Origin of the sequence: Allobosea sp. OK403 (genome assembly GCF_900113835.1) — a bacterium.
In the GTDB taxonomy this organism is placed as follows: domain Bacteria; phylum Pseudomonadota; class Alphaproteobacteria; order Rhizobiales; family Beijerinckiaceae; genus Allobosea.
In genome coordinates this window covers 636,931-658,108 of record NZ_FOQV01000003.1, presented here as the reverse complement: position 1 = coordinate 658,108, position 21,178 = coordinate 636,931, and the positions used below count along the sequence as shown (strand labels likewise).

At 65.4% G+C, this 21,178-nt stretch carries 25 protein-coding genes; 18 read left to right on the top strand and 7 right to left on the bottom strand.

Annotated elements, in window-relative coordinates; translation table 11 throughout:
- Window positions 1-41 precede the first annotated feature (41 nt).
- Together dapE and BMZ97_RS14275 are read right to left on the bottom strand one after the other, a co-directional pair.
- Window positions 42-1,247 (bottom strand): succinyl-diaminopimelate desuccinylase, encoded by a 1,206-nt coding sequence (dapE, locus tag BMZ97_RS14280; protein WP_092170433.1) that lies wholly within the window; start codon window positions 1,245-1,247, stop codon window positions 42-44.
- Window positions 1,187-1,672: a DUF805 domain-containing protein gene (locus BMZ97_RS14275; protein ID WP_092170431.1), complete on the bottom strand. Its 486-nt coding sequence runs from the start codon at window positions 1,670-1,672 to the stop codon at window positions 1,187-1,189. The genes dapE and BMZ97_RS14275 overlap by 61 nt, the downstream gene beginning before the upstream one ends.
- Before the next feature lie 312 nt (window positions 1,673-1,984).
- On the opposite strand from BMZ97_RS14275, the gene BMZ97_RS14270 reads away from it, so the two are divergent.
- The 9 genes from BMZ97_RS14270 to BMZ97_RS14230 all read left to right on the top strand — a co-directional run bounded on the left by BMZ97_RS14270 (window position 1,985) and on the right by BMZ97_RS14230 (window position 10,450).
- Window positions 1,985-2,599: a ribonuclease D gene (locus BMZ97_RS14270; protein ID WP_092170428.1), complete on the top strand. Its 615-nt coding sequence runs from the start codon at window positions 1,985-1,987 to the stop codon at window positions 2,597-2,599.
- 124 nt (window positions 2,600-2,723) lie between these two features.
- Window positions 2,724-3,506, top strand: a complete 783-nt coding sequence (gene lptC, locus BMZ97_RS14265; protein WP_175525560.1) for an LPS export ABC transporter periplasmic protein LptC — start codon at window positions 2,724-2,726, stop codon at window positions 3,504-3,506.
- Window position 3,507: 1 nt separating this feature from the next.
- Entirely contained in the window at window positions 3,508-4,305 is a 798-nt protein-coding gene (locus BMZ97_RS14260) for an LptA/OstA family protein (RefSeq protein WP_175525559.1), read from the top strand.
- 116 nt (window positions 4,306-4,421) lie between these two features.
- Window positions 4,422-5,243, top strand: coding sequence for an LPS export ABC transporter ATP-binding protein (lptB, locus tag BMZ97_RS14255; RefSeq protein WP_092171441.1), 822 nt, complete (start codon window positions 4,422-4,424; stop codon window positions 5,241-5,243).
- 174 nt (window positions 5,244-5,417) lie between these two features.
- Window positions 5,418-6,947 (top strand): RNA polymerase factor sigma-54, encoded by a 1,530-nt coding sequence (gene rpoN, locus BMZ97_RS14250; protein WP_092170420.1) that lies wholly within the window; start codon window positions 5,418-5,420, stop codon window positions 6,945-6,947.
- Between the two features lie 272 nt (window positions 6,948-7,219).
- Window positions 7,220-7,807 carry a ribosome hibernation-promoting factor, HPF/YfiA family gene (raiA, locus tag BMZ97_RS14245; RefSeq protein ID WP_092170417.1) on the top strand — a complete coding sequence of 196 codons (588 nt, stop codon included), beginning with the start codon at window positions 7,220-7,222 and terminating at the stop codon, window positions 7,805-7,807.
- Between the two features lie 85 nt (window positions 7,808-7,892).
- Entirely contained in the window at window positions 7,893-8,354 is a 462-nt protein-coding gene (ptsN, locus tag BMZ97_RS14240; protein ID WP_092171438.1) for a PTS IIA-like nitrogen regulatory protein PtsN, read from the top strand.
- 141 nt (window positions 8,355-8,495) lie between these two features.
- Entirely contained in the window at window positions 8,496-10,112 is a 1,617-nt protein-coding gene (locus BMZ97_RS14235) for a fumarate hydratase (protein ID WP_092170415.1), read from the top strand.
- A complete protein-coding gene (locus tag BMZ97_RS14230; RefSeq protein WP_139221223.1) occupies window positions 10,109-10,450 on the top strand; it encodes a hypothetical protein in 342 nt (113 codons plus the stop codon). The genes BMZ97_RS14235 and BMZ97_RS14230 overlap by 4 nt, the downstream gene beginning before the upstream one ends.
- 123 nt (window positions 10,451-10,573) lie before the next feature.
- Here the strand turns inward: BMZ97_RS14230 and BMZ97_RS14225 are convergent, their stop codons facing one another.
- Both BMZ97_RS14225 and BMZ97_RS14220 read right to left on the bottom strand, forming a co-directional pair.
- Window positions 10,574-11,530 (bottom strand): alpha/beta hydrolase family protein, encoded by a 957-nt coding sequence (locus BMZ97_RS14225; protein WP_092170410.1) that lies wholly within the window; start codon window positions 11,528-11,530, stop codon window positions 10,574-10,576.
- Window positions 11,527-12,315, bottom strand: a complete 789-nt coding sequence (locus tag BMZ97_RS14220) for an AraC family transcriptional regulator (RefSeq protein WP_210188255.1) — start codon at window positions 12,313-12,315, stop codon at window positions 11,527-11,529. Before BMZ97_RS14220 ends, BMZ97_RS14225 begins: the two co-directional genes overlap by 4 nt.
- Before the next feature lie 313 nt (window positions 12,316-12,628).
- On the opposite strand from BMZ97_RS14220, the gene BMZ97_RS14215 reads away from it, so the two are divergent.
- On the top strand, window positions 12,629-13,285 hold the full coding sequence (locus tag BMZ97_RS14215) for an MBL fold metallo-hydrolase (RefSeq protein ID WP_092170405.1): 657 nt from the start codon (window positions 12,629-12,631) through the stop codon (window positions 13,283-13,285).
- Window positions 13,286-13,481: 196 nt separating this feature from the next.
- On the opposite strand, the gene BMZ97_RS14210 is transcribed toward BMZ97_RS14215, so the two are convergent.
- From BMZ97_RS14210 to efp, 3 genes are all read right to left on the bottom strand, one after another.
- Window positions 13,482-13,949, bottom strand: a complete 468-nt coding sequence (locus BMZ97_RS14210) for a GNAT family N-acetyltransferase (protein ID WP_092170402.1) — start codon at window positions 13,947-13,949, stop codon at window positions 13,482-13,484.
- A 19-nt stretch (window positions 13,950-13,968) separates the two neighbouring features.
- The gene (locus BMZ97_RS14205) at window positions 13,969-14,487 is read right to left on the bottom strand and encodes a DUF1993 domain-containing protein (RefSeq protein WP_092170400.1); all 519 of its coding nucleotides are present in this window, start codon (window positions 14,485-14,487) and stop codon (window positions 13,969-13,971) included.
- A 109-nt stretch (window positions 14,488-14,596) separates the two neighbouring features.
- Complete coding sequence (gene efp / locus BMZ97_RS14200) at window positions 14,597-15,166, bottom strand: elongation factor P (RefSeq protein WP_092170397.1); 570 nt, start codon at window positions 15,164-15,166, stop codon at window positions 14,597-14,599.
- Between the two features lie 116 nt (window positions 15,167-15,282).
- Between efp and epmA the strand changes: the two genes are divergently transcribed.
- The 8 genes from epmA to BMZ97_RS14160 are packed head-to-tail and all read left to right on the top strand — an operon-like array spanning window position 15,283 to window position 21,176.
- A complete protein-coding gene (gene epmA, locus BMZ97_RS14195; protein WP_092170394.1) occupies window positions 15,283-16,347 on the top strand; it encodes an EF-P lysine aminoacylase EpmA in 1,065 nt (354 codons plus the stop codon).
- Window positions 16,344-17,396 (top strand): lysine-2,3-aminomutase-like protein, encoded by a 1,053-nt coding sequence (locus BMZ97_RS14190; protein ID WP_092170392.1) that lies wholly within the window; start codon window positions 16,344-16,346, stop codon window positions 17,394-17,396. Before epmA ends, BMZ97_RS14190 begins: the two co-directional genes overlap by 4 nt.
- Window positions 17,397-17,436: 40 nt before the next feature.
- Window positions 17,437-18,081 carry a DsbA family oxidoreductase gene (locus BMZ97_RS14185; RefSeq protein WP_175525558.1) on the top strand — a complete coding sequence of 215 codons (645 nt, stop codon included), beginning with the start codon at window positions 17,437-17,439 and terminating at the stop codon, window positions 18,079-18,081.
- Window positions 18,082-18,089: 8 nt separating this feature from the next.
- Entirely contained in the window at window positions 18,090-18,674 is a 585-nt protein-coding gene (locus BMZ97_RS14180) for a histidine phosphatase family protein (protein WP_092170386.1), read from the top strand.
- Complete coding sequence (pyrF, locus tag BMZ97_RS14175; RefSeq protein ID WP_092170384.1) at window positions 18,671-19,378, top strand: orotidine-5'-phosphate decarboxylase; 708 nt, start codon at window positions 18,671-18,673, stop codon at window positions 19,376-19,378. Before BMZ97_RS14180 ends, pyrF begins: the two co-directional genes overlap by 4 nt.
- Window positions 19,379-19,420: 42 nt before the next feature.
- Window positions 19,421-19,708 carry a DUF1330 domain-containing protein gene (locus BMZ97_RS14170; protein WP_092170381.1) on the top strand — a complete coding sequence of 96 codons (288 nt, stop codon included), beginning with the start codon at window positions 19,421-19,423 and terminating at the stop codon, window positions 19,706-19,708.
- 3 nt (window positions 19,709-19,711) lie between these two features.
- Window positions 19,712-20,020 (top strand): DUF1330 domain-containing protein, encoded by a 309-nt coding sequence (locus BMZ97_RS14165; protein ID WP_092170379.1) that lies wholly within the window; start codon window positions 19,712-19,714, stop codon window positions 20,018-20,020.
- Between the two features lie 40 nt (window positions 20,021-20,060).
- On the top strand, window positions 20,061-21,176 hold the full coding sequence (locus BMZ97_RS14160; protein WP_092170376.1) for an anhydro-N-acetylmuramic acid kinase: 1,116 nt from the start codon (window positions 20,061-20,063) through the stop codon (window positions 21,174-21,176).
- The last annotated feature ends 2 nt before the right edge of the window (window positions 21,177-21,178 follow it).

Here is a 21,178-nt window from a genome sequence, read left to right as displayed (position 1 = left end):
ACTTTCGTCTAAGGCTCATATTGGCACGCCGGCCGGGACGGTCAAGGTTTATGTTGCAGTGCAAAATAGCTGTCGAGCAGCCTGTGCGTGATCCGCTCCAGCGCCGTCAGGTCGGCGATGGCGACGCGCTCATCGATCTGGTGCATGGTCTGGCCGACGACGCCGTACTCCACCACCGGGCAATAGCTCTTGATGAAGCGGGCGTCGGAGGTGCCGCCGGTGGTCGACAGCACCGGGCGCTTGCCGGTCTCGGCCTCGACCGCATCCGCGACCATGGCGACGAAGGGACCCGGCTCGGTCAGGAAGGCGACAGCGTTGGTCGGCTGGAAGGCCAGCTCATACCGCACCAGGTTGCCGGCCGCCTCGCGCAAACGCTGCTCGATCTTGGCGGCGAGCGTCTCCGGGGTCCAGCTGTCGTTGAAGCGGATGTTGAACACGGCCTTGGCCTGGGCCGGCACGACATTGCTCGAGGGATTGCCGACATCGAGCGTCGTGACCTCGAGATTGCTCGGGTCGAAATGCGTCGTGCCGCCATCGAGCGGTGTCGCGTCGAGCGCCGCCAGCAGCCGCACCATGCCGCGAATCGGATTGTCGGCGAGGTGGGGGTAGCCGACATGGCCCTGCTTGCCGTTGACCGTGAGCTTGCCGGTCAGCGAGCCACGCCGGCCGATCTTGATCATGTCACTCATGCTGGCGGGATTGGTCGGCTCGCCGAGCAGGCAGTGGTCGAAGCGCTCGCCCCGGCTCTGCGCCCAGGCCAGCAGCTTGACCGTGCCGTTGATGGCGGGGCCTTCCTCATCGCCGGTGATCAGGAAGGCGATCGAGCCGGGTGCCTGCGGGTTGTCGCGGCGGAAGCGCAAGGCGGCAGAAATCATGGCGGCGAGGCCGCCCTTCATGTCGCAGGCGCCGCGCCCATAGAGCACGCCGTCGACGATCTCCCCGCCGAAGGGATCGTGCGTCCAGGCCTCAGTGTCGCCGACCGGCACGACATCGCTATGGCCGGCGATGACGAGGACGGGTCCTTCCGTGCCGATGCGGGCATAGAGGTTCTCGATATCGGGCATGCCGTCCGCGCTGAAGACGGGACGGTGCACGCTGTAGCCCGCCGAAGCCAGCACGGCCGCGAGCAGCGACAAGGCGCCGCCCTCCGCCGGCGTCACCGACGGGCAGCGCACCAGCGCCTGCGTCAGGGCGACGGGATCGGTTGGGTCGAAGGTGAGGAGGGGTGTGTCGAGCTGCTGGTCCATGCTCTCGCTTTAGCATCGGGCGCGGCCTCCGCAACCCGCTCGTCGTCTTGGGCGGAAGGCAGCATCCCCAGATCGACGAGAGCAACCAGCCAGGCAAGCAGCGCTATCGTGTCGAGCGAAGGCCCCCAGACATAGGATGTCAGGAACGGCCTGAGCTGGCCGGGCAGCACCATCGCGCAGACCAGCAGGATGCCAAACAGCGCCGTGCCGCCGCGATCGGTCGAGCGCTTGGCAGCCAGCGCGGCCCAGGGAAACAGGGCAAAGGCATTGGCGAAGGCGATGATCGGGTCGGCATGTCGCCCGGCGAGGTGCGGCGCGCCATGTTGGATCGCGAGAAGCATCAGCGCCACCAGGGCGCTGCCAAGCCAGAAGCGGCTAAGGCCGATACGTCCGTCGAAATCGGTCAGCAGGCGGAAAAGGGACATGGTGAGGCTCCGATCCTGCTTTTCTGACATGCATCGGCGGGCGGAGGAAGTTTATGGTGAATAGAAGGTTAACGCGGAAAAGGCTTGAATGGCGGCCGCCGCGCCGCTAGCTGCGGAGCGGCTGCCGCAGCAAATGCGTCAGTCAGGTTTCACCGGGCGCTTGCGCCACGAGAGCCGGATGATTTCAGATGGAATCACAAAGTGATCCCATCTGAAATCTGAATCCGTCTCTCATCAAAGAGTTAGAGCAGGATTGATGCGAAAAACCGGTTCCCACTTTTTCGCATCCTGCTCGAGAGCGAGGTTTGCGCCATGACCATCCGTTTCCATCGTGGTGACCTGCCCGACGGCTTCGTCGCCGGCCCGAGCGTCGCGATCGATACCGAGACGCTCGGCCTGAACCCGCATCGCGACCGGCTCTGCGTGGTGCAGCTCTCGCGCGGTGACGGCACCGCCGATGTCGTGCAGATTCTGAAGGGCGGCGAAAAACCGGCGAACCTGATCCGCCTGCTCACCGATCCCACGGTGCTGAAGCTGTTCCATTTCGCCCGCTTCGACGTCGCTGTGCTGCGCCAGGCCTTCGGCGTCGTCACCGGCCCGATCTATTGCACCAAGATCGCCTCCAAGCTGACGCGCACCTATACCGACCGCCACGGCCTGAAGGATCTGGTCCGGGAGTTGTTGGGAATCGAATTGTCGAAGCAGCAGCAATCCTCGGATTGGGGCGCCGACACGCTGAGCGAGGCACAGCTCACCTACGCGGCGTCCGACGTGCTGCACCTGCATGCGCTGCAGGCGCGGCTGGATGCGATGCTGGCGCGCGAGGGGCGCACCGAGCTGGCGCAGGCTTGTTTCGGCTTCTTGCCCCATCGCGCCGAGCTCGATCTCGCCGGCTGGGCGGAAAACGATATCTTCGCGCATACTTGACAAATTCTAAGTCATCCAGCGTCTGTCTGGAGCAAAGCAGGCGGCGCGAGGGGCGCGATGCTGCCAGGCTGGTGACACGAAAAAGCCGTTAGCGACTGCCATTGCGCGGGGCATGACTGTGGCTATGACATCGAATGACTGGACTGGGCCGTCCTCGGGGAACGCTGCCCACCGGCTGGCTGCCTTCAAGGCGGCGCGCCGGCATACGCTATTGGTGCGCCTGCTGCGTCGTGCCATCCCGGTCACTGCGGTCGTCGCGGTGCTCGGTCTGGTCGTGGCCCCGTTCTTGAATCCGTTGCGCGGCCTGGCGAATGTGTCGCTCGGCGCGGTCGGCATCTCGAACGGCAAGGTCAAGATGGAGACGCCCAAGCTCTCCGGCTACCGCAAGGATAACCGGCCCTACGAAGTCAACGCCGAGGCCGCCTTGCAGGATATCCGCAACCCGACGCAGGTCGAACTGATGACGCTGACGGCCCGGATCCAGATGGAGCGCGAGGGCTGGGTCACGGTGAGTTCGCGGACGGGTCTATTCGATACGCAGAAGGAAAAGCTCCAGCTCGTCGACGATGTCCATGTCCGCACCGAAACCGGCTATGACATCCACATGCGCACCGCCGATATCGACTTCAAAGGCGGCACGGTGGTCTCGAAGGAGCCGGTCAAGGTCAATCTCGGCACGACCACCATTGATGCCGATACGCTCGATGTGAAGGATAATGGTGCGCTGATCGCTTTCCAGGGACACGTCCGTGCGGTTATCGTGAATGCTCCGGCCGGCACGCTCGCCGGCCCCGAACGTCAAGGCAGCACGCCGGCGCCGGAACTGCTGGCGCCACGCCAGGTTGTTCCGGCACCTGGCGCGGCGGCGTCGCCCGCTGGCCTTCCCGACACCGAAACGAGACAGTGACATGCGCCAAGCGTCAAAGCTTCCCGGAACGATCGGCAAGACTGCCTTGGTCGACAAGACTGCCTTGGTCGACAAGACAGCTCTGGCCGGCAAAACGGCCCTGTTCGTCCTGACTGCCGCGCTTGCCTTCGCCGCGCTGGCCCCCGGGGCCGCCCAGGCGCAGGGCAAGAAGGCCCGTGGCGGCGGCGATTCGGCGCTCGGCGGGCTCGGCGGCGACAGCAAGGAGCCGATCAAGATCGACGCCGACAAGCTCGATGTGCTCGACAAGGAGAATCGAGCCGTCTTCACCGGCAATGTCGTGGCGGTGCAGGGCGAAACGACGGTGCGTTGCACGGTAATGACCGTGTTCTACGAGGGGCGCAACGGCCAGCAGGGTGGAGCCGGAGCCGCGAAGGCGACGGCTTCGACCCCGGCACCCGCGGCGGCACCCGCCGCTGCGTCGTCGGCCGGCGGCAATGCGAATGACAGCAGCATCAAGCGCATCGAATGCAAGGGGCCGGTCACGGTAGTCTCCAAGACCCAGGCCGCGACCTCGGACAATGCGGTCTTCGACCGCGCCCACAATGTCGTGATCATGACCGGCAATGTCGCGCTGAACGACGGTCCCAACATCACGCGCGGCGAGAAACTGACCTACAATACGGTCACCGGCATCGCCAATGTCGAGACCAACACCGGCGGCCGCGTGCAGGGCTTCTTCGTGCCGAACTCGAGCGAGGGCGGCAAGAACGAGGCCGGCAAGACCACGCCTGCCAAGCCGGCTGCCGGCGGTGCGCGCCCCGCCACGCCGACGAACTAAGAACCGCTTCGTAACGATCCGCTCACGGGGCGCCGGCCCCTCTCCGTTCCCAGACCAGGCCAGCGCTCGCAGTGACCATTTCCGACACGCCGCAAACCGATCTCTCTCAGGCCGTCATGGCGCGCGGCGAGCCGGGCCTGTTTGGCCGCATTCGCGGCTTGTTCGGCGCACGCGAGCGGGCTGACACCGCGCCGGTCGCCGCGGCAATCGGCGGACCAGGCGTGCTCGCCGTCAGCGGGCTGCGCAAGAGCTATGGCGGGCGCACGGTCGTCTCGGAGGCGAGCCTGTTCGTGCGCCAGGGCGAGGCCGTTGGCCTGCTCGGCCCCAACGGCGCTGGCAAGACCACGATCTTCTACATGATCACCGGGCTTGTGCCCGCCGATCTCGGCGTCATCTCGCTCGAAGGCAACGACATCACCGATTTGCCGATGTACCAGCGCGCCCGGCTCGGTATCGGCTACCTTCCGCAGGAAGCCTCGATTTTCCGGGGCCTGAGCGTCGAGGACAATATCCGCGCCGTGCTCGAAGTGGTCGAGCCCAACCGAAAGGCGCGTGAGCGGCAGCTCGACCAGCTGCTCGAGGAATTCAACATCGCCCGGCTGCGCAAGGCGCCTTCGATTGCGCTGTCAGGTGGCGAGCGGCGTCGCTGCGAGATCGCGCGCGCGCTTGCCGGCAAGCCCTCCTTCATCCTGCTCGACGAGCCTTTCGCCGGCATCGACCCGATCGCGGTCGGCGACATCCAGGCGCTGGTGCGGCAATTGACCGATCGCGGCATCGGCGTGCTGATCACCGACCACAATGTCCGCGAGACGCTCGGCCTCGTCGACCGCGCCTATATCATCCACTCCGGCCGCGTGCTGACGGAAGGCTCGCCGGCCGAGATCATCGCCAATCCCGATGTCCGCCGGGTTTATCTGGGCGAGGATTTCCGGCTCTGAGCCGCTGAGACCGGGTGATTCAGCCGCAATCGCGGCTTCATGCTGCAGCGCATTAACTTCCCTGCTCAATGCTGGGGCAAGGGCTTTGACGCGCCGCGCTCGCGCCGCTAGGCTCTAGCCACAGGCAAGAAGCGTGCCGAAATGGCGCGCTGGCATGAAAGGGTTACGAGCGCAATGGCGATGATGCCGCGCATGGAGCTGCGCCAGGGCCAGTCCCTGGTGATGACGCCGCAACTGCTGCAGGCGATCAAGCTTCTGCAATTGTCGCATCTGGAGCTGCAGAGCTTCGTCGAGGGCGAGCTCGAGCGGAATCCGTTGCTGGAGCGCGACGATGTGACCGAGGGGCCTCTGCGCGCCAATGGCGGCGACGGGCCGCTCGCCGTCGATGCCGAGACCTTTGCCCGCTCGGAGAGCCTGAATAGCCAGGAAGGCATGGAAAACCGGCTCGGTACCGGGCTCGACAATGTCTTCCAGGGTGAGCAGCCCAGCGTGGCGCGGCTCGACACGCGGGGAGCCGATTCCCTGCCGATCATCGGCGGCGCCTATGGCGGCTCCGGTGGGTCTTTCGAGGAGGGGCCCGACGGTTTCGAGAGCGGGCTGACGGTGGAGGCGTCCCTCCATGACCATCTCAGCGCCCAGCTCGATCTGGCGATCACCGACCCGGCGGACCGGATCATCGGCCGGCATCTGATCGATGCGGTGGATGATTCGGGCTATCTTTGCGAACCAGTCGCGGAGATGGCCGAGCGGCTCGGCATCACGGTGGCGCGCATCGAAGGCGTCCTGAGCATCGTCCAGGGCTTCGATCCGTCAGGCGTCGCGGCGCGCGACGTCTGCGAATGCCTCTCGATCCAGCTGCGTGACCGCAACCGTTTCGATCCGGCAATGCAGGCGCTGGTGGCCAATCTCCATCTCGTCGCCAAGCGTGATTTCGCAGCGCTGAAGCGCATCTGCGGCGTCGATGACGAGGACATCGCCGATATGGTCGCCGAGATCCGGCGACTCGATCCCAAGCCGGGGCGCGGTTTCGGCGGCGCGACAGCCGAGACGGTGGTGCCCGACGTCTTCATCCGCTCGGCGCCCGACGGCTCCTGGCTGGTCGACCTCAATCCCGACACCCTGCCGCGCGTGCTGATCAACCAGACCTATCACGCCCGTGTCTCCAGGGCGGCGCGCAGCGATGAGGACAAGGCCTTCATCGCCGAATGCCTGCAGACCGCGAACTGGCTGACGCGCTCGCTGGAGCAGCGCGCCCGCACCATCCTGAAGGTCGCCAGCGAGATCGTGCGCCAGCAGGACGGCTTCTTCGCCCATGGCGTCGAGCATCTGCGGCCGCTGAACCTCAAGACGGTGGCGGACGCCATCGGCATGCATGAATCGACCGTCTCGCGTGTGACCTCGAACAAATATCTGATCTGCTCGCGCGGCGTTTTCGAGATGAAGTACTTCTTCTCGGCCGCCATCGCCGCGACCGGCTATGGCGAGGCGCATTCGGCCGAGGCCGTGCGCTTCCGCATCAAACAGATGATCGATGACGAAACGCCGGCTGACGTGCTCTCGGACGATGCCATTGTCGCCAAGCTCAAGGCGGGTGGCATCGACATCGCGCGGCGTACCGTCGCAAAATACCGCGAATCGCTGCGCATTCCTTCATCGATGGAGCGCCGCCGCGAGAAGGTCGCGATGGCGATGGGCGGCCGCTGAGCCGCCATCCGAGGCTTTTTGCCTTGGCACGTTCGTGAACTCCCGGTGCGGCATCACGCAAGTTGAATTGCGTCCCAGGATGAGACCGCCGTGTCAGGCTGGATCATTCTTCCATTCGGGGGCGGCGATTCCGTGCACATTTTCTGTCTCGCCCGTCCGTATGGACATGCCGGTCATGAAAGCCGGCTGACGCATTGACATCCCCGTGACCCCGTTCTTACCTCCTAGAGATGGCCGGCTACTGGCCATGGCTAAATAAGGGGAAGCACTCCATGAGCTTGCGAATCTCCGGCAAGAATCTCGATGTCGGCGAGGCCCTTCGCGGCCAGGCCGAGGCCCGCGTCGCGGCCGCACTCAGCAAATATTATGAGGGCGGCTATCAAGGTCACGTCACCGTCGCCAAGGACGGCACGGCGTTCAAGACCGACGGCGTGCTGCATCTGTCATCCGGGATCACGCTCGAGGCCTCGGGTACGGCGCATGACGCCTATGCCAGCCTCGACAAGATGGCCGAACGCATCGAGAAACGGCTGCGTCGTTACAAGCGTCGATTGAAGGACCGCTCGGCTTCGACCAATGGCCGCGACGCCGGCATCGAAATCCCCAGCTATGTGATCGCGGCGCCGGACGACGATCTCGAGGAGATCGAGCTCGATATGGCCGGAGATCACCCGGTTATCGTGGCCGAAACCACCAAATCCTTCCATGTCATGACGGTTGGCGACGCTGTCGCTGAACTCGATTTGACCGGCGCGCCCGTCGTCATCTTCCGCCATGCTGGCAATGGCCGAATGAACGTCGTATACCGCCGGCGCGACGGCAATATCGGGTGGATCGACCCCCCGGCGTCGCTGTCGTAAGGCCAGCGGGAGGCTCCCCGGCTTTCAAATCTGACTCGCGCTGCACGGCTCTCCGGCCCGGCACGGGACATGCATGGACTGGCGCATGACGCTGATCGATCTCCTGACACCGGCAGCGGTGATTTCGCCGCTGCGGGCCAATGGCAAGAAGCAGGCGCTGCAGGAACTCGCCCAACACGCGGCGATGATCACCGGCTTGCCTGAGCGCGAGCTCTTCGAGGCGCTGCTTCAACGCGAGCGCCTCGGTTCTACCGGCATCGGCGATGGCATCGCGATTCCGCATGGCCGCATGCCCGGCATCGACAGGCTGGTCGGGCTGTTCGCCCGCGCCGAAAAGCCGGTCGATTTCGATGCGCTCGACGGCCAGCCCGTCGACATCATCTTCGTGCTGATCGCGCCCGAGGGCGCCGGCGCCGACCATCTCAAGGCGCTCGCCCGCGTTGCCCGCGTGTTGCGCAACCATGCCGTGCTGGAGCAGATCCGCAAGGCCCGCGACCCGGCCGCGATCTACGCGATCCTGGCGGAGTCGGCGGCGAAGGCGGCCTGACTGGAACCATTTGAAGCCAGAGTCCCTAACAGCCTCTAGGCTTGGACTGCGTGCGCCAAGCCGCTATGACGCCATGCACAATGGCGTTGCGCTGAGCTGGTTCTGAGCGTGGCGCCCCAACCCGCCTCGGAGCCGCCGTCCATGGCCTATACGCATGTCGATCTCTTCCCGCTGGGCGACGACGCCACGCCTTATCGCAAGCTGGGCAGCGAAGGGGTCTCGGTCGAGAAACTTGGCGATCGCGAGGTTCTGACGGTTTCGCGCGAGGCGATCCGCCAACTCAGCGAGCAGGCCTTCATCGACATCAATCATCTGCTGCGGCCGGGCCATCTCGCTCAGCTGGCGAAAATCCTCGACGATCCCGAGGCGACCTCGAACGACAAGTTCGTCGCCTATGACCTGCTGAAGAACGCCAACATCTCGGCCGGCGGCATACTGCCGATGTGCCAGGATACCGGCACGGCAATCATCATGGGCAAGAAGGGCCGCAAGGTCTGGACCGATGGCGATGACGAGGCGGCGCTCGGCGAAGGCGTCGCCGATGCCTATTTCAAGCGCAATCTGCGCTATTCCCAGGTCGCCCCGCTCTCGATGTTCGAGGAAAAGAACACCGCGACCAACCTGCCGGCGCAGATCGACATCTATGCCGAGGGCGAGGACGCGTACAAATTCCTCTTCGTCGCCAAGGGTGGCGGCTCCGCCAACAAGACCTTCCTGTTCCAGGCGACGCCTTCGCTCCTGACCAAGGACCGCATGATGGCGTTCTTGAAGGAGAAGATCCTGACGCTGGGCACCGCGGCTTGCCCGCCCTACCACCTCGCCATCGTCATCGGCGGCACTTCGGCCGAGCAGAACCTCAAAACCGTCAAGCTCGCCTCGACGAAATATCTGGACGCGCTGCCGACCAAAGGCTCGCCCTCCGGTCACGCCTTCCGCGATCTGGAGATGGAGGAAGAGGTCCACAAGCTGACGCAGTCGCTCGGCGTCGGCGCGCAGTTCGGCGGCAAGTATTTCTGCCATGACGTCCGCGTCGTCCGCCTGCCGCGCCATGGCGCCTCGCTGCCGATCGGGCTCGGCGTCTCCTGCTCGGCCGATCGGCAGGCCAAGGGCAAGATCACCAGGGACGGCATCTATCTCGAGGCGCTGGAGACCAACCCGGCCAAGTACCTGCCCGAGGTCGAGGATGCCTCGCTCGGCGGCGATGTTGTGAAGGTCGATCTCAACCGGCCGATGAGCGAGATTCTCAAGACGCTGTCGCAATACCCGGTCAAGACCCGGCTCTCGCTGACCGGAACGATCATCGTGGCGCGCGATTCGGCCCATGCCAAGATCCGCGAGCGGCTGGAGACCGGGCAGGGCATGCCCGATTATTTCAAGAACCACCCAGTCTATTACGCCGGCCCGGCCAAGACGCCTGAGGGTATGGCCTCGGGCTCGTTTGGCCCGACCACGGCCGGCCGGATGGATTCCTTCGTCGACCAGTTCCAGTCCTTCGGCGGTTCGATGGTGATGCTCGCCAAGGGCAACCGTTCCGCTGCGGTTCGGGAAGCCTGCAAGACGCATGGCGGCTTCTATCTCGGCTCGATCGGCGGCCCCGCCGCGCGGCTCGCGCAGGACTGCATCAAGAAGGTCGAGGTCCTGGAATATCCCGAACTCGGCATGGAGGCGGTCTGGCGCATCGAGGTCGAGGATTTCCCGGCCTTCATCGTCATCGACGACAAGGGCAACGACTTCTTCAAGGAGTTGAACCTCGGATGAGGGGTTTGGCGGCCGCATGCCTCGGGTTTGCCGTGCTCGCCACGGCAGGAGAGGCGATGGCGCAGGGGCGGGCGGGTGCGCCCGCGACCTGCTCGCGCGACCTGTTCCAGAACGAAGGCGCGCTGCGCCGCCAGCTGACACGATTGCAGGCGGTCGCGACAGCCGATCAGGCGACGCAATGCCGGACCTGGCGCGAGCATGTCGGCTTCCTGCAGAGCGCGCGCTCGGTCTTCGCGACCTGCCAGAACGGCGCCCAGCGCGAACAGAATGTCGGCTTGATGGATACCGAGCTTGCCGAATACCGCGTGCTGCTCGCCAATCGTTGCGGCAAGCGCTGATTCTATCGGACTTCTGGCGGCTGGAGCGTTTTCGAGCGAAGTGGAAACCGGTTCGCGTGAAGAAAACGCGGCAAAACTAAAAAGCTGGAGCTGTTGAACGATCCAATCGGATCGGAAACGGGTCTAGCCGAGCTGCGCCTTGAAGAAGGCGAGCACGCCGGCGTTGAAATCGGCATGGAAAGCGGCCCGGTCGAACCCGGGTTGATCGCTGCAGAGATCGGCAGCCGATTGAGCGAGCTCCGCCGGGCAGGGCGGCAGAAAGGAAAAATGCTGGGAGCCCGGCACGACGCGGAAATCGGGTTTCGTCGGCAGCCGGTTGGCTATGCCTACGACGCTGGCCGGGGTCACGCCGTCGCCGCCGCGCTCGGAGCCCCAGAGCTGAACCGGCGCCCGCACATTCTTGAAGCTCTCCTCCGTAAAGAAGACGCTGAGTGGGTCGGCGATGACGGCCGCCTTGATGCGCGGATCATGACTGAGCTCAGCAAGCTTTCCCGCGTGAACCTGCTCGCAGAGTGGGTCGCTCTTGCCCGCGCAGAGCCTCAGGCGCTTGCCGAAATACGGGTTGGCGCCGATGGCGACGAGCCCGGTATAGCCGCCCCGGGAGAAGCCGAAGAATCCGATCCGCTCGGCATCGATTCTGACCGCATCGGGCCATGAGCCGAGCATATAGTCGACCGCGCGCTTGATGTCGGCCGGCCGCTCGACGAAGACGGAGAACTCGTCGGTTCGGCTCTTGTCCCGGCTGGTGTCGCCGGGGTGATTGATGGCGACGACGATGAAGCCGGCGTCGGCCAGCGCTTCGGCCGTATCGCGATGTCCCAGGAAGCTGCCGGTCCTACCATGCGAGATCACGACGAGCGGACGCTTCTCACCCGCGAGCGGGCAGTTCATGCTGACGGACATGGTGAAAGGTCCGAGCCGCACCTCGCTTTTCGGCTGGACGCACGGATACCAGATCGCCCCCTGGAGTGGTTGGAGCTGTCCTTCGGCAGGGATGTCGACGGCTTTGAACCCGGCTGCCTGTGCCAGTGAGGCCGCTAGGCAAAGGGCGATGCAGGGGAACAGGCGGCGGAGATTCATGGCGGGCTCGCTCTGCGGATGGGGATGAACAGGTCGGTGCGCAGGGCGGCGGGTGCAATCCCGCGCGACGAGGTGTCGAGATAATGCTCCAGCGTGGGCCGGTCGTCGGGCTCGTAGCCGCTGCCCGGCATCCATCTTGTGTAGATGGCCTGCGCGGCGGCGTTGATGCGGGTGTAGGGACCCACCAGCCGATGCACGGCATAGCGGCCGCCGGGAATCTCAAGCGTTTCGACTTCGGAACCTTCTGGCCAAGGATCGGGCGAAGCGATGGCAGCGTAGTATCTGAAACGGTCGGCGTATCGGGGATTGCCGAAGGAGGCGCCCCATTTCTCCGAGATGGCTCGCGTGCCGGCATGCAGACGCAGCTGCCGATGCGTGTGAGGAATGGTCGCGAACGACCCGACATGTCGCAGCGCTTGCAACCGTTGCGTCGGTTGCTCGACGATCGTCACGGTCGGCCTGGCTGCGTCGTCGCCATTGTTGTCGGCCGCCCCGTCGACAGTGAGGATCGCGCGCCTCATCTGCTGCCGGAATGCACGCGGCGACTGCCCGGTGAACCGGTGAAAGGCGCGGGTGAAGGCCTGCGGACTGTCATAGCCGACAGTCAGTGCCACTTGCGTGACACTGTCATCGGAGCTGGTCAGGAGGCGCGTCGCGAGAGCCAGCCGGACGCGACGAAGCGTGGCGGTTACCGTCTCACCCACCACGCCGGCGTAGACGCGGTGAAAATGAAAAGGCGAGAAATGCGCGAGGCGCGCTAGGTCGTCGAGATGCAGGTCGGCCATCGGATTGCCGATTATGGCCGCAACCGCACGGGCCACCCGAGCGCGATAATCCCGTTCTGTGCAATCTCGTACCATGGCGGATAGCCTGCCCTATCGGATAGCCGGAAACTTAGCTGCTTTTGCTAAAATGCTGTGGCTGCGACCGGCCCGGTGCCTCAGCGTGCATCCCAATTCCTCTCGTAATCGCCTTGCCCTCGAATCGCACCGTGGCGAATGGGTTTGGGCAAGGCGGCATTTGGAGTATGGCCGTCGCGCTGCGGCTCTGCGATATGTCACCGCTGGGTTTTTGATTTGAGCAGCCACGAGGTGATGGATGACCAGCGATACGACCGCCCCGCTCAGCATCGCCGTCGTGCCGGTGACACCTTTCCAGCAGAATTGCTCGATCGTCTGGTGCACCAAGACGATGCAGGCTGCGATCGTCGATCCCGGTGGCGATGTGCCGCAAATCCAGCGCGCCTTGGGCGAGCTTTCGGTGACGCCCGTCGCGATCTGGCTGACGCATGGCCATATCGACCATGCCGGCGGCGCGGCCGATCTCGCCGACGTCTTGTCGGTGCCGGTCATCGGTCCCCATGAGGCGGACAAGTTCCTGCTCGATGATCTGCCGGCTTCGGGCCTGCGCTTCGACATGCGCGGCATCAGGCCGGTGACGCCGACGCGCTGGCTCACCGAGGGCGATGAGGTTGCGGTCGGGGAGGTCGCCTTCTCCGTCGCGCATGTACCGGGTCATACGCCGGGCCATGTCACCTTCTTCCAGAAGGATCTGCGCTTCCTGCTGGCGGGCGACACGCTCTTCGCCGGCTCGGTCGGCCGCACCGATTTTCCCTATGGCAGCCACGAGACGCTGATCGCCGGCATCAAGGCCAAGCTCCTGCCGCTCGGCGACGACGTCCAGTTCCTGCCCGGCCATGGCCCGGCGAGCACGCTCGGCGAGGAGCGCCTCAACAACGAGTTCCTGCGGGGCTGATACGAAAAGACCCGCAGCGGATATCCGCTACGGGCCCTGGAAGAACCAACGGCCATGTCCTGAACGGCTGCGCGTACATCCGGCGTCAAACGTTCGGCTCATGGCCGTCTTCACCGGCGCTGGAGGACAGTGGAACGCCCTCGACATCGCCGTGATCCCTATATGGGAGAGCAATGCGGCGGTTTCAAGGGCTGCGTCAGCTTCGATTCGAATGCCATTCATAGAGGATGTCCGGTTCGCCCTCCTCATTGCCTGTCCCGTCGCCCATCTCGACGATGTGGAAGCCATGAGCTTCGTAGAAGGCGCGGGCGCGGGCATTGCGCTGGAAGGTAAACAGCGTGAGCCGCGTCGGGCTCAGCTCCTTGGCCTTGGCGAGCAGCAGCGAACCGATGCCACGGCGATACCAGCCCGGCAGCAGGTAGAGCTGGTCGAGGTCCTCGCCCTGCAAAGCGAGGACGCCGACGATGCGCCCGCCTGATCTGGCGATCCAGGTTTCGCGGGTCGTCAAAAGCGTGTCGGCAATCCAGCGGCGCGTCTCTGCATCGCTATGGACGCGCCGCAGGAAGGGCAGGGCATCAGAGCGGGAGGCAAGATAGAGTTCTGCGATCTCGGCGGCGTCGCCCGCCGTTGCGCGCTCGATCCGCGTTGCATCGCGCGGCTTCATCTTTGCCTCCCGCTAAAAATCAGGCGTCGAGAACGCCGTGCAGGAAGTCGCTCTTGCCGATCTGGATGCCGTTCTCGCGCAGGATCGCATAGGCCGTCGTCGCGTGGAAATAGAAGTTCGGCACGGCAAAGCGCGTGAGATAGGTCTCGCCCTTCATCGTCACCGTTGCCGATGGGCCGCGCGGGAAGGTCACATCCTTGGCGAGGCCCGCATCCAGCGCGGCATCATCGGCGTTTGCGACGAAGGCCAGCACCTTGGCGATGCGCGCCTTGAGCTCGGGGACGGTGGTCTCTTCGTCGGGGAACTTCGGATTCTCGGCTCCGCTGACCCGCGCCACGGCGTTCTTGGCGAAATCGCAGGCGAGCTGGATCTGGCGCGTGAAGGGCAGCATGTCGGGCGACAGCCGCGACGACAGCAGGACTGCAGGGTCGATCTTGCGCTCAGTGGCCTGCGCGACCGTCTTGTCGAGGATGGCGTCGAGCGCTTTGAGTGTCTGGGTGAAACCGGCAAGCGCGGCGGAGCGGGCGGTCAATGGCATGAGATCATCCTCGGATACGAAAACGGGCCCGGATGGGCCCGTCGCATCGCGAATATAATCCCTGTGGCGCCTTTTACAGGGGTTGGCCGCAAAACAAACCTCGCCGAGATCAATCCTTGGCGCGCTCGACATAGGAGCCGTCAGCCGTCATCACCACGATACGGACGCCGGGGCCGATATGCGGCGGCACGGCTGTGCGCACGCCGTTGACCAGGATCGCGGGCTTGTAGGAGGAGGAGGCCGTCTGGCCCTTGGTCACGGGCTCGGTCTCGGCGACCTCGACGACGACGCGCTGCGGCAACTCGATCGAGACCGCCTTCTCCTCGAACACCGAGAGCGAGACCTTCATGCCTTCCTGGAGATAAGGCGCCATGTCGCCAACCACGTCGCCATCGACATTGATCTGGTCGAAGGTCTCGGGGTTCATGAAGACGTATTGCTCGCCGTCCTGGTAGAGATAAGTGTAGTCGCGATCCTCGACATAGGCGCGCTCGACCTGCTCGGTCGTCTTGTAGCGCTGCGTCATCTTGGTGCCGTCATGGATCCGGCGCATGTCGATCTGCGTCGTCGGCGTGCCCTTGCCTGGGAAGAAGCTCTCGGCCGAGAGAACCGAGCAGAGATGCCCGTCGAGCTCGAGCACGTTACCCTTGCGGACGGATGAAGCGATGACCTTGACCACGTGAGATGTCCTTGCTGGTGCGCGGCGCCTTCGCGCGCTATTCGAAATTCGTTGCCGCGCAACTACCGCATTCGTCGCCGAAACGGAAGCTGTCAGACTCTTTGACCCGAGACCCTATGAACGACGGACCTTCGCCCTTCTGGCGGCCGGACATCCATGCGGACCGCCGGCACGCTTTGCTGGCGCGCGGGCGCATCAAGGCGGCGCTCCGGCGCTGGTTCGAGACGCGCGACTTCATCGAGGTCGAGGCGGCGATCCTGCAGCGCTCGCCGGGCAACGAGACGCATCTGCACGGCTTTGCGACGGTCTTGATCGACGATGCCGGCGCGAGCCACCCCTACTACCTGCACACCTCGCCCGAATTCGCCGCCAAAAAGCTGCTGGCGGCAGGTGAGCGGCGCATCTTCGATTTCGCCCGCGTCTTCCGCAACCGCGAGCGTACGGCGCTGCACCACCCTGAATTCACGATGTTGGAATGGTATCGGGCCGGCGAGGACTATGAGACCTTGATGGCCGACAGCGCGGCGCTGCTGGCCGAGGCGGCGCGGGCGGCAGGCGCGACATTGCTGCAATGGCGCGGCGTGGAGGCTGATCCCTTTGTCGAGCCCGAGCGCTTGACCCTGCAAGCGGCCTTCGCGCGCCATGCCGGCATCGACCTGCTGGCGACGATCGGGGCGGATGGCGCGAGTGACCGCAGCGCCTTGGCCAAGGCAGCCATCGCGGCCGGCATCAGGCTGGTTGAAGACGATAGCTGGTCCGACATCTTCAGCCGGATCCTGTCTGAACGGATCGAGCCGCATCTCGGTCAAGGCCGCGCCACGATCCTGTGCGAATATCCGATTTCCGAGGCCGCCCTGGCGCGGCCCAAGCCCGGCGACGGCAGGGTGGCCGAGCGCTTCGAGCTTTATGCCTGCGGCGTCGAACTCGCCAACGCCTTCGGTGAACTCACCGATCCGGCCGAGCAGCGCCGGCGCTTCGAGGCCGATATGGACGAGAAGGCGCGCATCTATGGCGAGCGCTACCCAATCGACGAGGATTTCCTGGCCGCACTCGCGCAGATGCCGCAGGCTTCGGGCATCGCGCTCGGCTTCGACCGGCTGGTGATGCTCTGCGCCGGCGCGCGGCGGATCGAGGATGTGCTCTGGACGCCGGTGGCGGAACCGGGCAGGACGCTGGCATGAACGCCCATACGCCCATGCGGAGCATCGATGCGCTGATCGCGCAGGGGCTCATTGCGCCTGAAAAGCGTGACGCGCTCGATGCCGTCGCCCGGCGCTACGCCGTCTCCGTGACACCGGCCATGGCGGCCTTGATCGATCCCGCCGACCCTGCCGACCCGATCGCGCGGCAATTCGTGCCTGATGCGGCCGAACTCGTCACCTCGCCGCAGGAGCTGGCCGACCCGATTGGCGACGAAGCGCATTCGCCGGTCGAGGGCGTGGTGCATCGCTATCCCGATCGCGCCTTGCTCAAGCTCGTCCATGCCTGCCCGGTCTATTGCCGCTTCTGCTTCCGTCGCGAGATGGTCGGGCCGGGCGGCGACGCGCTGACCGGGGAGAAGCTCGACGCGGCGCTGGCCTATCTCGCCTCCCGGCCCGAGATCTGGGAGGTCATCATGACGGGCGGCGACCCGCTGATCCTCTCCGCCAGGCGCGTCCGCGAGATCGCGGCGCGGCTCGCCGGCATCGCGCATATCAAGGTCGCGCGCTGGCACACCCGCGTGCCCATGGTCCAGCCCGAGCGCGTCACGGCAGACTATGCCCGCGCGCTTCGTGTCCCCGGCAAGGCGAGCTACATCGCGGTCCATGCCAACCATCCGCGCGAATTCACGGATGCCGCCTGCGCCGCACTTGCCCGCCTCGCCGATGCCGGCCATGTGCTGATCAGCCAGAGCGTTCTGCTCAAGGGCGTCAACGCCGATGTCGAGACGCTTTCGGCCCTGATGCGCGCCTTCGTCGAGAACCGGGTGAAGCCGTATTACTTGCACCATCCCGATCTCGCGCCCGGCACCTCACAGTTCCGGCTCTCGCTGGAAGAGGGGCAGGCGCTGGTCAAAAGCCTGAGAGGCCATCTTTCAGGCTTGTGCCAGCCGACCTATATCCTCGATATCCCCGGCGGGGCGGGCAAGATCCCGGTTGGCCCCGCCTTTCTCTCGGGCTGCGAGACACCCGGCGCGGAGGCCTTCGCCGAGGATCGCCATGGTGGGTTTCACCGCTACCCCCCGGCCTGACGCATAGAACCGCCAGCGTGCGGCCATGGAAGGACATGCCATGCAAGAGAAGATGCCCATCGCGATCGTCTCGGACGTCGTTTGCCCCTGGTGCTTCGTCGGCAAGGCGCGGCTGGAAAAGGCGCTTGAAGCGCATGGCCTGACCGACCGTGTCGCCATCACCTGGCTGCCCTATGAGCTGAACCCGGACATGCCGGCGGAAGGGATGGATCGTACGGCCTATCTCGACGCCAAGTTCGGTCCCGGCAAGCGCAAGGAGATCGAGGTCAGGCTCTCGGAGGCGGCGCTCGAAAGCGGCATCACCTTCAACTGGGGCAAGGTCACCAGGAGCGTGAACACGCGCATGGCGCATATGTTGATCGCCGCCGCCTCGACCGTGCAGCGTGGCAGCGACATGACGGCGGCGCTGTTCAAGGCCTATTTCCAGGAAGGCCGCGACATCGGCAATCTGGAGACGCTGGTCGAGATCGCTGTCGAGCAGGGTTTTGACGAGCAGGCTGCCCGCGATGAGCTCGCCAATGACGAATTGCGCGAGACCATCATCGGGCTGGAGGCTCACGCCCAGAAGGTCGGCGTCACCGGCGTGCCTTTCTTCATCATCGACGGCAAGCTCGCGGTCTCCGGTGCGCAGACTGGCGATGTCTGGGCGCAGGTGTTCCAGCAGGTGATGCGCGACGCGGCTTGAGCGCGAGCATGGCGACCGCGCGCTATCTGAGCCATCCGCAGGTCCGGATCGACCCTGCGGTTCCCGTGCCGGAGTGGGGGTTGTCGCCGCTTGGCCTGGCGCGAACGCAAGCGTTTGCAGGCGCGCCGTTTCTCAGCGCCACGCGCCGGATCGTATCGTCGGGCGAACGCAAGGCGATCGAGACTGCCCAATGCCTTGCGTCAACGCTCGGCATTGCCGTCGAAATCCGTCACGCCATGCATGAGAACGACCGCTCGGCGACCGGCTATCTGCCGCCGCCGGAGTTCGAGGCGATGGCCGATGCGTTCTTTGCTTCGCCAATGCTCAGCATTCGCGGCTGGGAGCGGGCGGTCGATGCGCAAAGCCGAATCGTGCGCGAGGTCGAGGCCGTGCTGGCCGAACCGGGCGAGGGTGATATCCTGTTCGTCGGGCATGGCGGCGTCGGCACCTTGTTGCTCTGCCATCTCGGGGCGGAGCCGATAGCGCGCAAACGCGATCAACCTGGCGGGGGCGGCAATCTTTTCGCATTCGACGTCGCGACACGAATCGTGCACCACGCCTGGCGCGCGATGGAGGAGGTGGCTGGCAAATGACGCAGAAGATCAACGATATTCGCGACCGCATGATCGTCGCGCTCGATGTGCCGACGATCTGGGACGCTTATCGCATCGTCTCGCAGCTCGGCGACGAGGCGAGCTTCTACAAGATCGGCTACGCACTTGCCTTCGCCGGCGGCCTGCAGCTCACCCAGCAATTGGTGGCCGAGGGCAAGAAGGTCTTTCTCGACCTGAAGCTGCACGACATCGGCAATACGGTGACGGAAGGCGTGCAGTCGCTGAGCAATCTCGGCGTCGATTTCCTCACCGTGCACGCCTATCCTCAGACCATGCGCGGCGCTGTCGAGGGGCGGGCGGAGGCCGCGATGAAGCTTCTCGCGGTCACGGCCCTGACCTCCTATGACGATGGCGATCTGCGCGATGCCGGCTATGGGCTCGCCGTGCGCGATCTCGTGCGCCTGCGCGCCGAGCAAGCCCGCACCACTGGCATCGACGGCATCGTCTGTTCCGCCGCCGAGACCGAGATCGTGCGTGACGTCGTCGGCGCCGACATGCTGATCGTGACGCCAGGGATCCGCCCTGCCGGCAGCGCCGCGGGCGACCAGAAACGGACGCTGACGCCGGGCGAGGCGATCCGCGCCGGCGTCGACCACCTCGTCATCGGGCGTCCCATCATCCGCGCGGCAGACCCGCGTGGAGCGGCCGCTGCGATCATGGACGAGATCGCCGCGGCCTCATAAGCTCGCGCGCTCCAACCGAACCACGCAGAGACGGATACGGAAATGCCCAAGGGATATGTCGTGGCGCGCGCCAAGGTTACCGACGCGACCAAATGGGCGGCTTATGCCGCCAAGGCTTCCGAAGCGATCAAACAATATGGCGGCACGCCGCTTGTGCGCGGCGGCCAGATGACGGTGGCTGAAGGCGAGGGCCGGGCCCGCAATATCGTGCTCGAATTCGCCGATTTCGCCTCGGCCAAGGCCTATGCCAACTCGCCGGAATATGCCGAGGCGCGCAAGCTGCGCGAAGGCGCCGGCGAACTCGACATCGTCGTGGTCGAGGGGGTCTGAGCCATGGCGAAGGGCTATTGGATCGCGCGTCTCGATGTCGAGAACACCGCCGCCTATGACAGCTACCGCGCGCTGAACGCGATCGCCTTCGCCAAATACGGCGCGAAGTTCCTAGTGCGCGGCGGCGACTACAAGCTCGCCCGCGGCGAGGGGTGCAAACACAATGTCATCCTCGAATTCAAGGACGAGGCGACGGCGCGCGCCTGCTACGATTCGCCGGAATACCAGGAGGCGGTGAAGTACCTCGCCCAGGCCGGAAAAGCCGACCTCGTCATCATCGGCGGCTATGACGGCGCCCAGCCGGGGGATTGAGGCGTTTGATTCTGGGATGGCGCCGCGTTCGTGACCGAGGATGGCGAACATAGTGACGCTGCACGACAAGACCACCCTCACCGCCATCGGCGTCATCAGCGGCACCTCGATGGATGGTATCGACGTGTCGATCGTCACCAGCGACGGCCAGGACACGCCGCGCTTCGGCGCCGGGGCCTCCTATCCCTATCGCGACACTACGCGGCGTGAATTGCAGGCGCTGGTCGCCGAGGCCGAGCGCGCGCTGACCGAGCCGCTTGTCGAGCTCGAGGCAGCAGTGACCGCCGACCATCTCGCTGCGGTCGAGCGTTTCATCGCCGAGCAGAAGCTTGATCCCGCCAGGATCGATCTCGTCGGCCTGCACGGCCAGACCGTCTATCACCGGCCCGAACAGCGCTTCACCCGCCAGCTCATCGATGGGCCGGCCGTGGCACGGGCGCTCGGCATCGCCACCGTCGATCGCTTCCGCCATGCCGATGTCGCGGCCGGCGGCGAGGGGGCGCCCTTCGCGCCGCTCTATCACAGGGCATTGGCGCAGGCGCTGGAGCAGCCGGTCATGGTCCTCAATCTCGGCGGCGTCGGCAACGTCACCTATATCGACGGCGAGACCGTGATCGCCTTCGACACCGGCCCGGCGAGCGCGATCCTCGACGATTTCGTGCTGCGCCGGCAGGGCCGCAGCTATGATGCGGACGGTGCGCTCGCAGCGAGCGGGCAGGTGCGGCAGGATCTTGTCGCGGACTTCATGCAGAACCCCTATTTCGACCGCCCCGCGCCGAAATCGCTCGACCGCAACGATTTCCACCGCCGCGCCCAGGTGGTCGAGGCCTTGCCGGATGCCGATGGCGCAGCCACGCTCGCCGCCTTCACGGTCGAGAGCGTCGTCGCCTCGCTGCGCCATGTACCTGGCGTGCCCAAGCGCTGGCTCGTCACCGGCGGCGGGCGGCTGAACCGGCATTTCATGGCGCGGCTCGAAAGCCGCCTCGGCGTTCCCGTCGAGCCGGTCGAGGCGGCGGGCTGGGACGGCGATGCGCTGGAAGCCCAGACCTTCGCCTATCTTGCGATCCGCTCGGTCAAGGGGCTGCCGCTCAGCCTGCCCGGCACGACCGGCGTGCCGCAGCCGCTGACGGGTGGGCGCTTGAATCGCGTCGGCTGACC

Bases quoted from the DNA above. Each gene is read 5' to 3' on its own strand.
- BMZ97_RS14210 (WP_092170402.1), bottom strand. From the start codon at position 13,949: ATGAAGCCGCGCGATGCAACGCGGATCGAGCGCGCAACGGCGGGCGAC.
- epmA (WP_092170394.1), top strand. From the start codon at position 15,283: ATGAACGACGGACCTTCGCCCTTCTGGCGGCCGGACATCCATGCGGAC.
- BMZ97_RS14235 (WP_092170415.1), top strand. From the start codon at position 8,496: ATGGCCTATACGCATGTCGATCTCTTCCCGCTGGGCGACGACGCCACG.
- BMZ97_RS14180 (WP_092170386.1), top strand. From the start codon at position 18,090: ATGGCGACCGCGCGCTATCTGAGCCATCCGCAGGTCCGGATCGACCCT.
- BMZ97_RS14190 (WP_092170392.1), top strand. From the start codon at position 16,344: ATGAACGCCCATACGCCCATGCGGAGCATCGATGCGCTGATCGCGCAG.
- pyrF (WP_092170384.1), top strand. From the start codon at position 18,671: ATGACGCAGAAGATCAACGATATTCGCGACCGCATGATCGTCGCGCTC.
- BMZ97_RS14270 (WP_092170428.1), top strand. From the start codon at position 1,985: ATGACCATCCGTTTCCATCGTGGTGACCTGCCCGACGGCTTCGTCGCC.
- BMZ97_RS14205 (WP_092170400.1), bottom strand. From the start codon at position 14,487: ATGCCATTGACCGCCCGCTCCGCCGCGCTTGCCGGTTTCACCCAGACA.
- BMZ97_RS14225 (WP_092170410.1), bottom strand. From the start codon at position 11,530: ATGAATCTCCGCCGCCTGTTCCCCTGCATCGCCCTTTGCCTAGCGGCC.
- BMZ97_RS14230 (WP_139221223.1), top strand. From the start codon at position 10,109: ATGAGGGGTTTGGCGGCCGCATGCCTCGGGTTTGCCGTGCTCGCCACG.
- BMZ97_RS14160 (WP_092170376.1), top strand. From the start codon at position 20,061: ATGGCGAACATAGTGACGCTGCACGACAAGACCACCCTCACCGCCATC.
- dapE (WP_092170433.1), bottom strand. From the start codon at position 1,247: ATGGACCAGCAGCTCGACACACCCCTCCTCACCTTCGACCCAACCGAT.
- ptsN (WP_092171438.1), top strand. From the start codon at position 7,893: ATGACGCTGATCGATCTCCTGACACCGGCAGCGGTGATTTCGCCGCTG.
- raiA (WP_092170417.1), top strand. From the start codon at position 7,220: ATGAGCTTGCGAATCTCCGGCAAGAATCTCGATGTCGGCGAGGCCCTT.
- BMZ97_RS14185 (WP_175525558.1), top strand. From the start codon at position 17,437: ATGCAAGAGAAGATGCCCATCGCGATCGTCTCGGACGTCGTTTGCCCC.
- BMZ97_RS14275 (WP_092170431.1), bottom strand. From the start codon at position 1,672: ATGTCCCTTTTCCGCCTGCTGACCGATTTCGACGGACGTATCGGCCTT.
- rpoN (WP_092170420.1), top strand. From the start codon at position 5,418: ATGGCGATGATGCCGCGCATGGAGCTGCGCCAGGGCCAGTCCCTGGTG.
- lptB (WP_092171441.1), top strand. From the start codon at position 4,422: ATGGCGCGCGGCGAGCCGGGCCTGTTTGGCCGCATTCGCGGCTTGTTC.
- BMZ97_RS14220 (WP_210188255.1), bottom strand. From the start codon at position 12,315: ATGGCCGACCTGCATCTCGACGACCTAGCGCGCCTCGCGCATTTCTCG.
- BMZ97_RS14165 (WP_092170379.1), top strand. From the start codon at position 19,712: ATGGCGAAGGGCTATTGGATCGCGCGTCTCGATGTCGAGAACACCGCC.
- BMZ97_RS14170 (WP_092170381.1), top strand. From the start codon at position 19,421: ATGCCCAAGGGATATGTCGTGGCGCGCGCCAAGGTTACCGACGCGACC.
- BMZ97_RS14260 (WP_175525559.1), top strand. From the start codon at position 3,508: ATGCGCCAAGCGTCAAAGCTTCCCGGAACGATCGGCAAGACTGCCTTG.
- BMZ97_RS14215 (WP_092170405.1), top strand. From the start codon at position 12,629: ATGACCAGCGATACGACCGCCCCGCTCAGCATCGCCGTCGTGCCGGTG.
- lptC (WP_175525560.1), top strand. From the start codon at position 2,724: ATGACATCGAATGACTGGACTGGGCCGTCCTCGGGGAACGCTGCCCAC.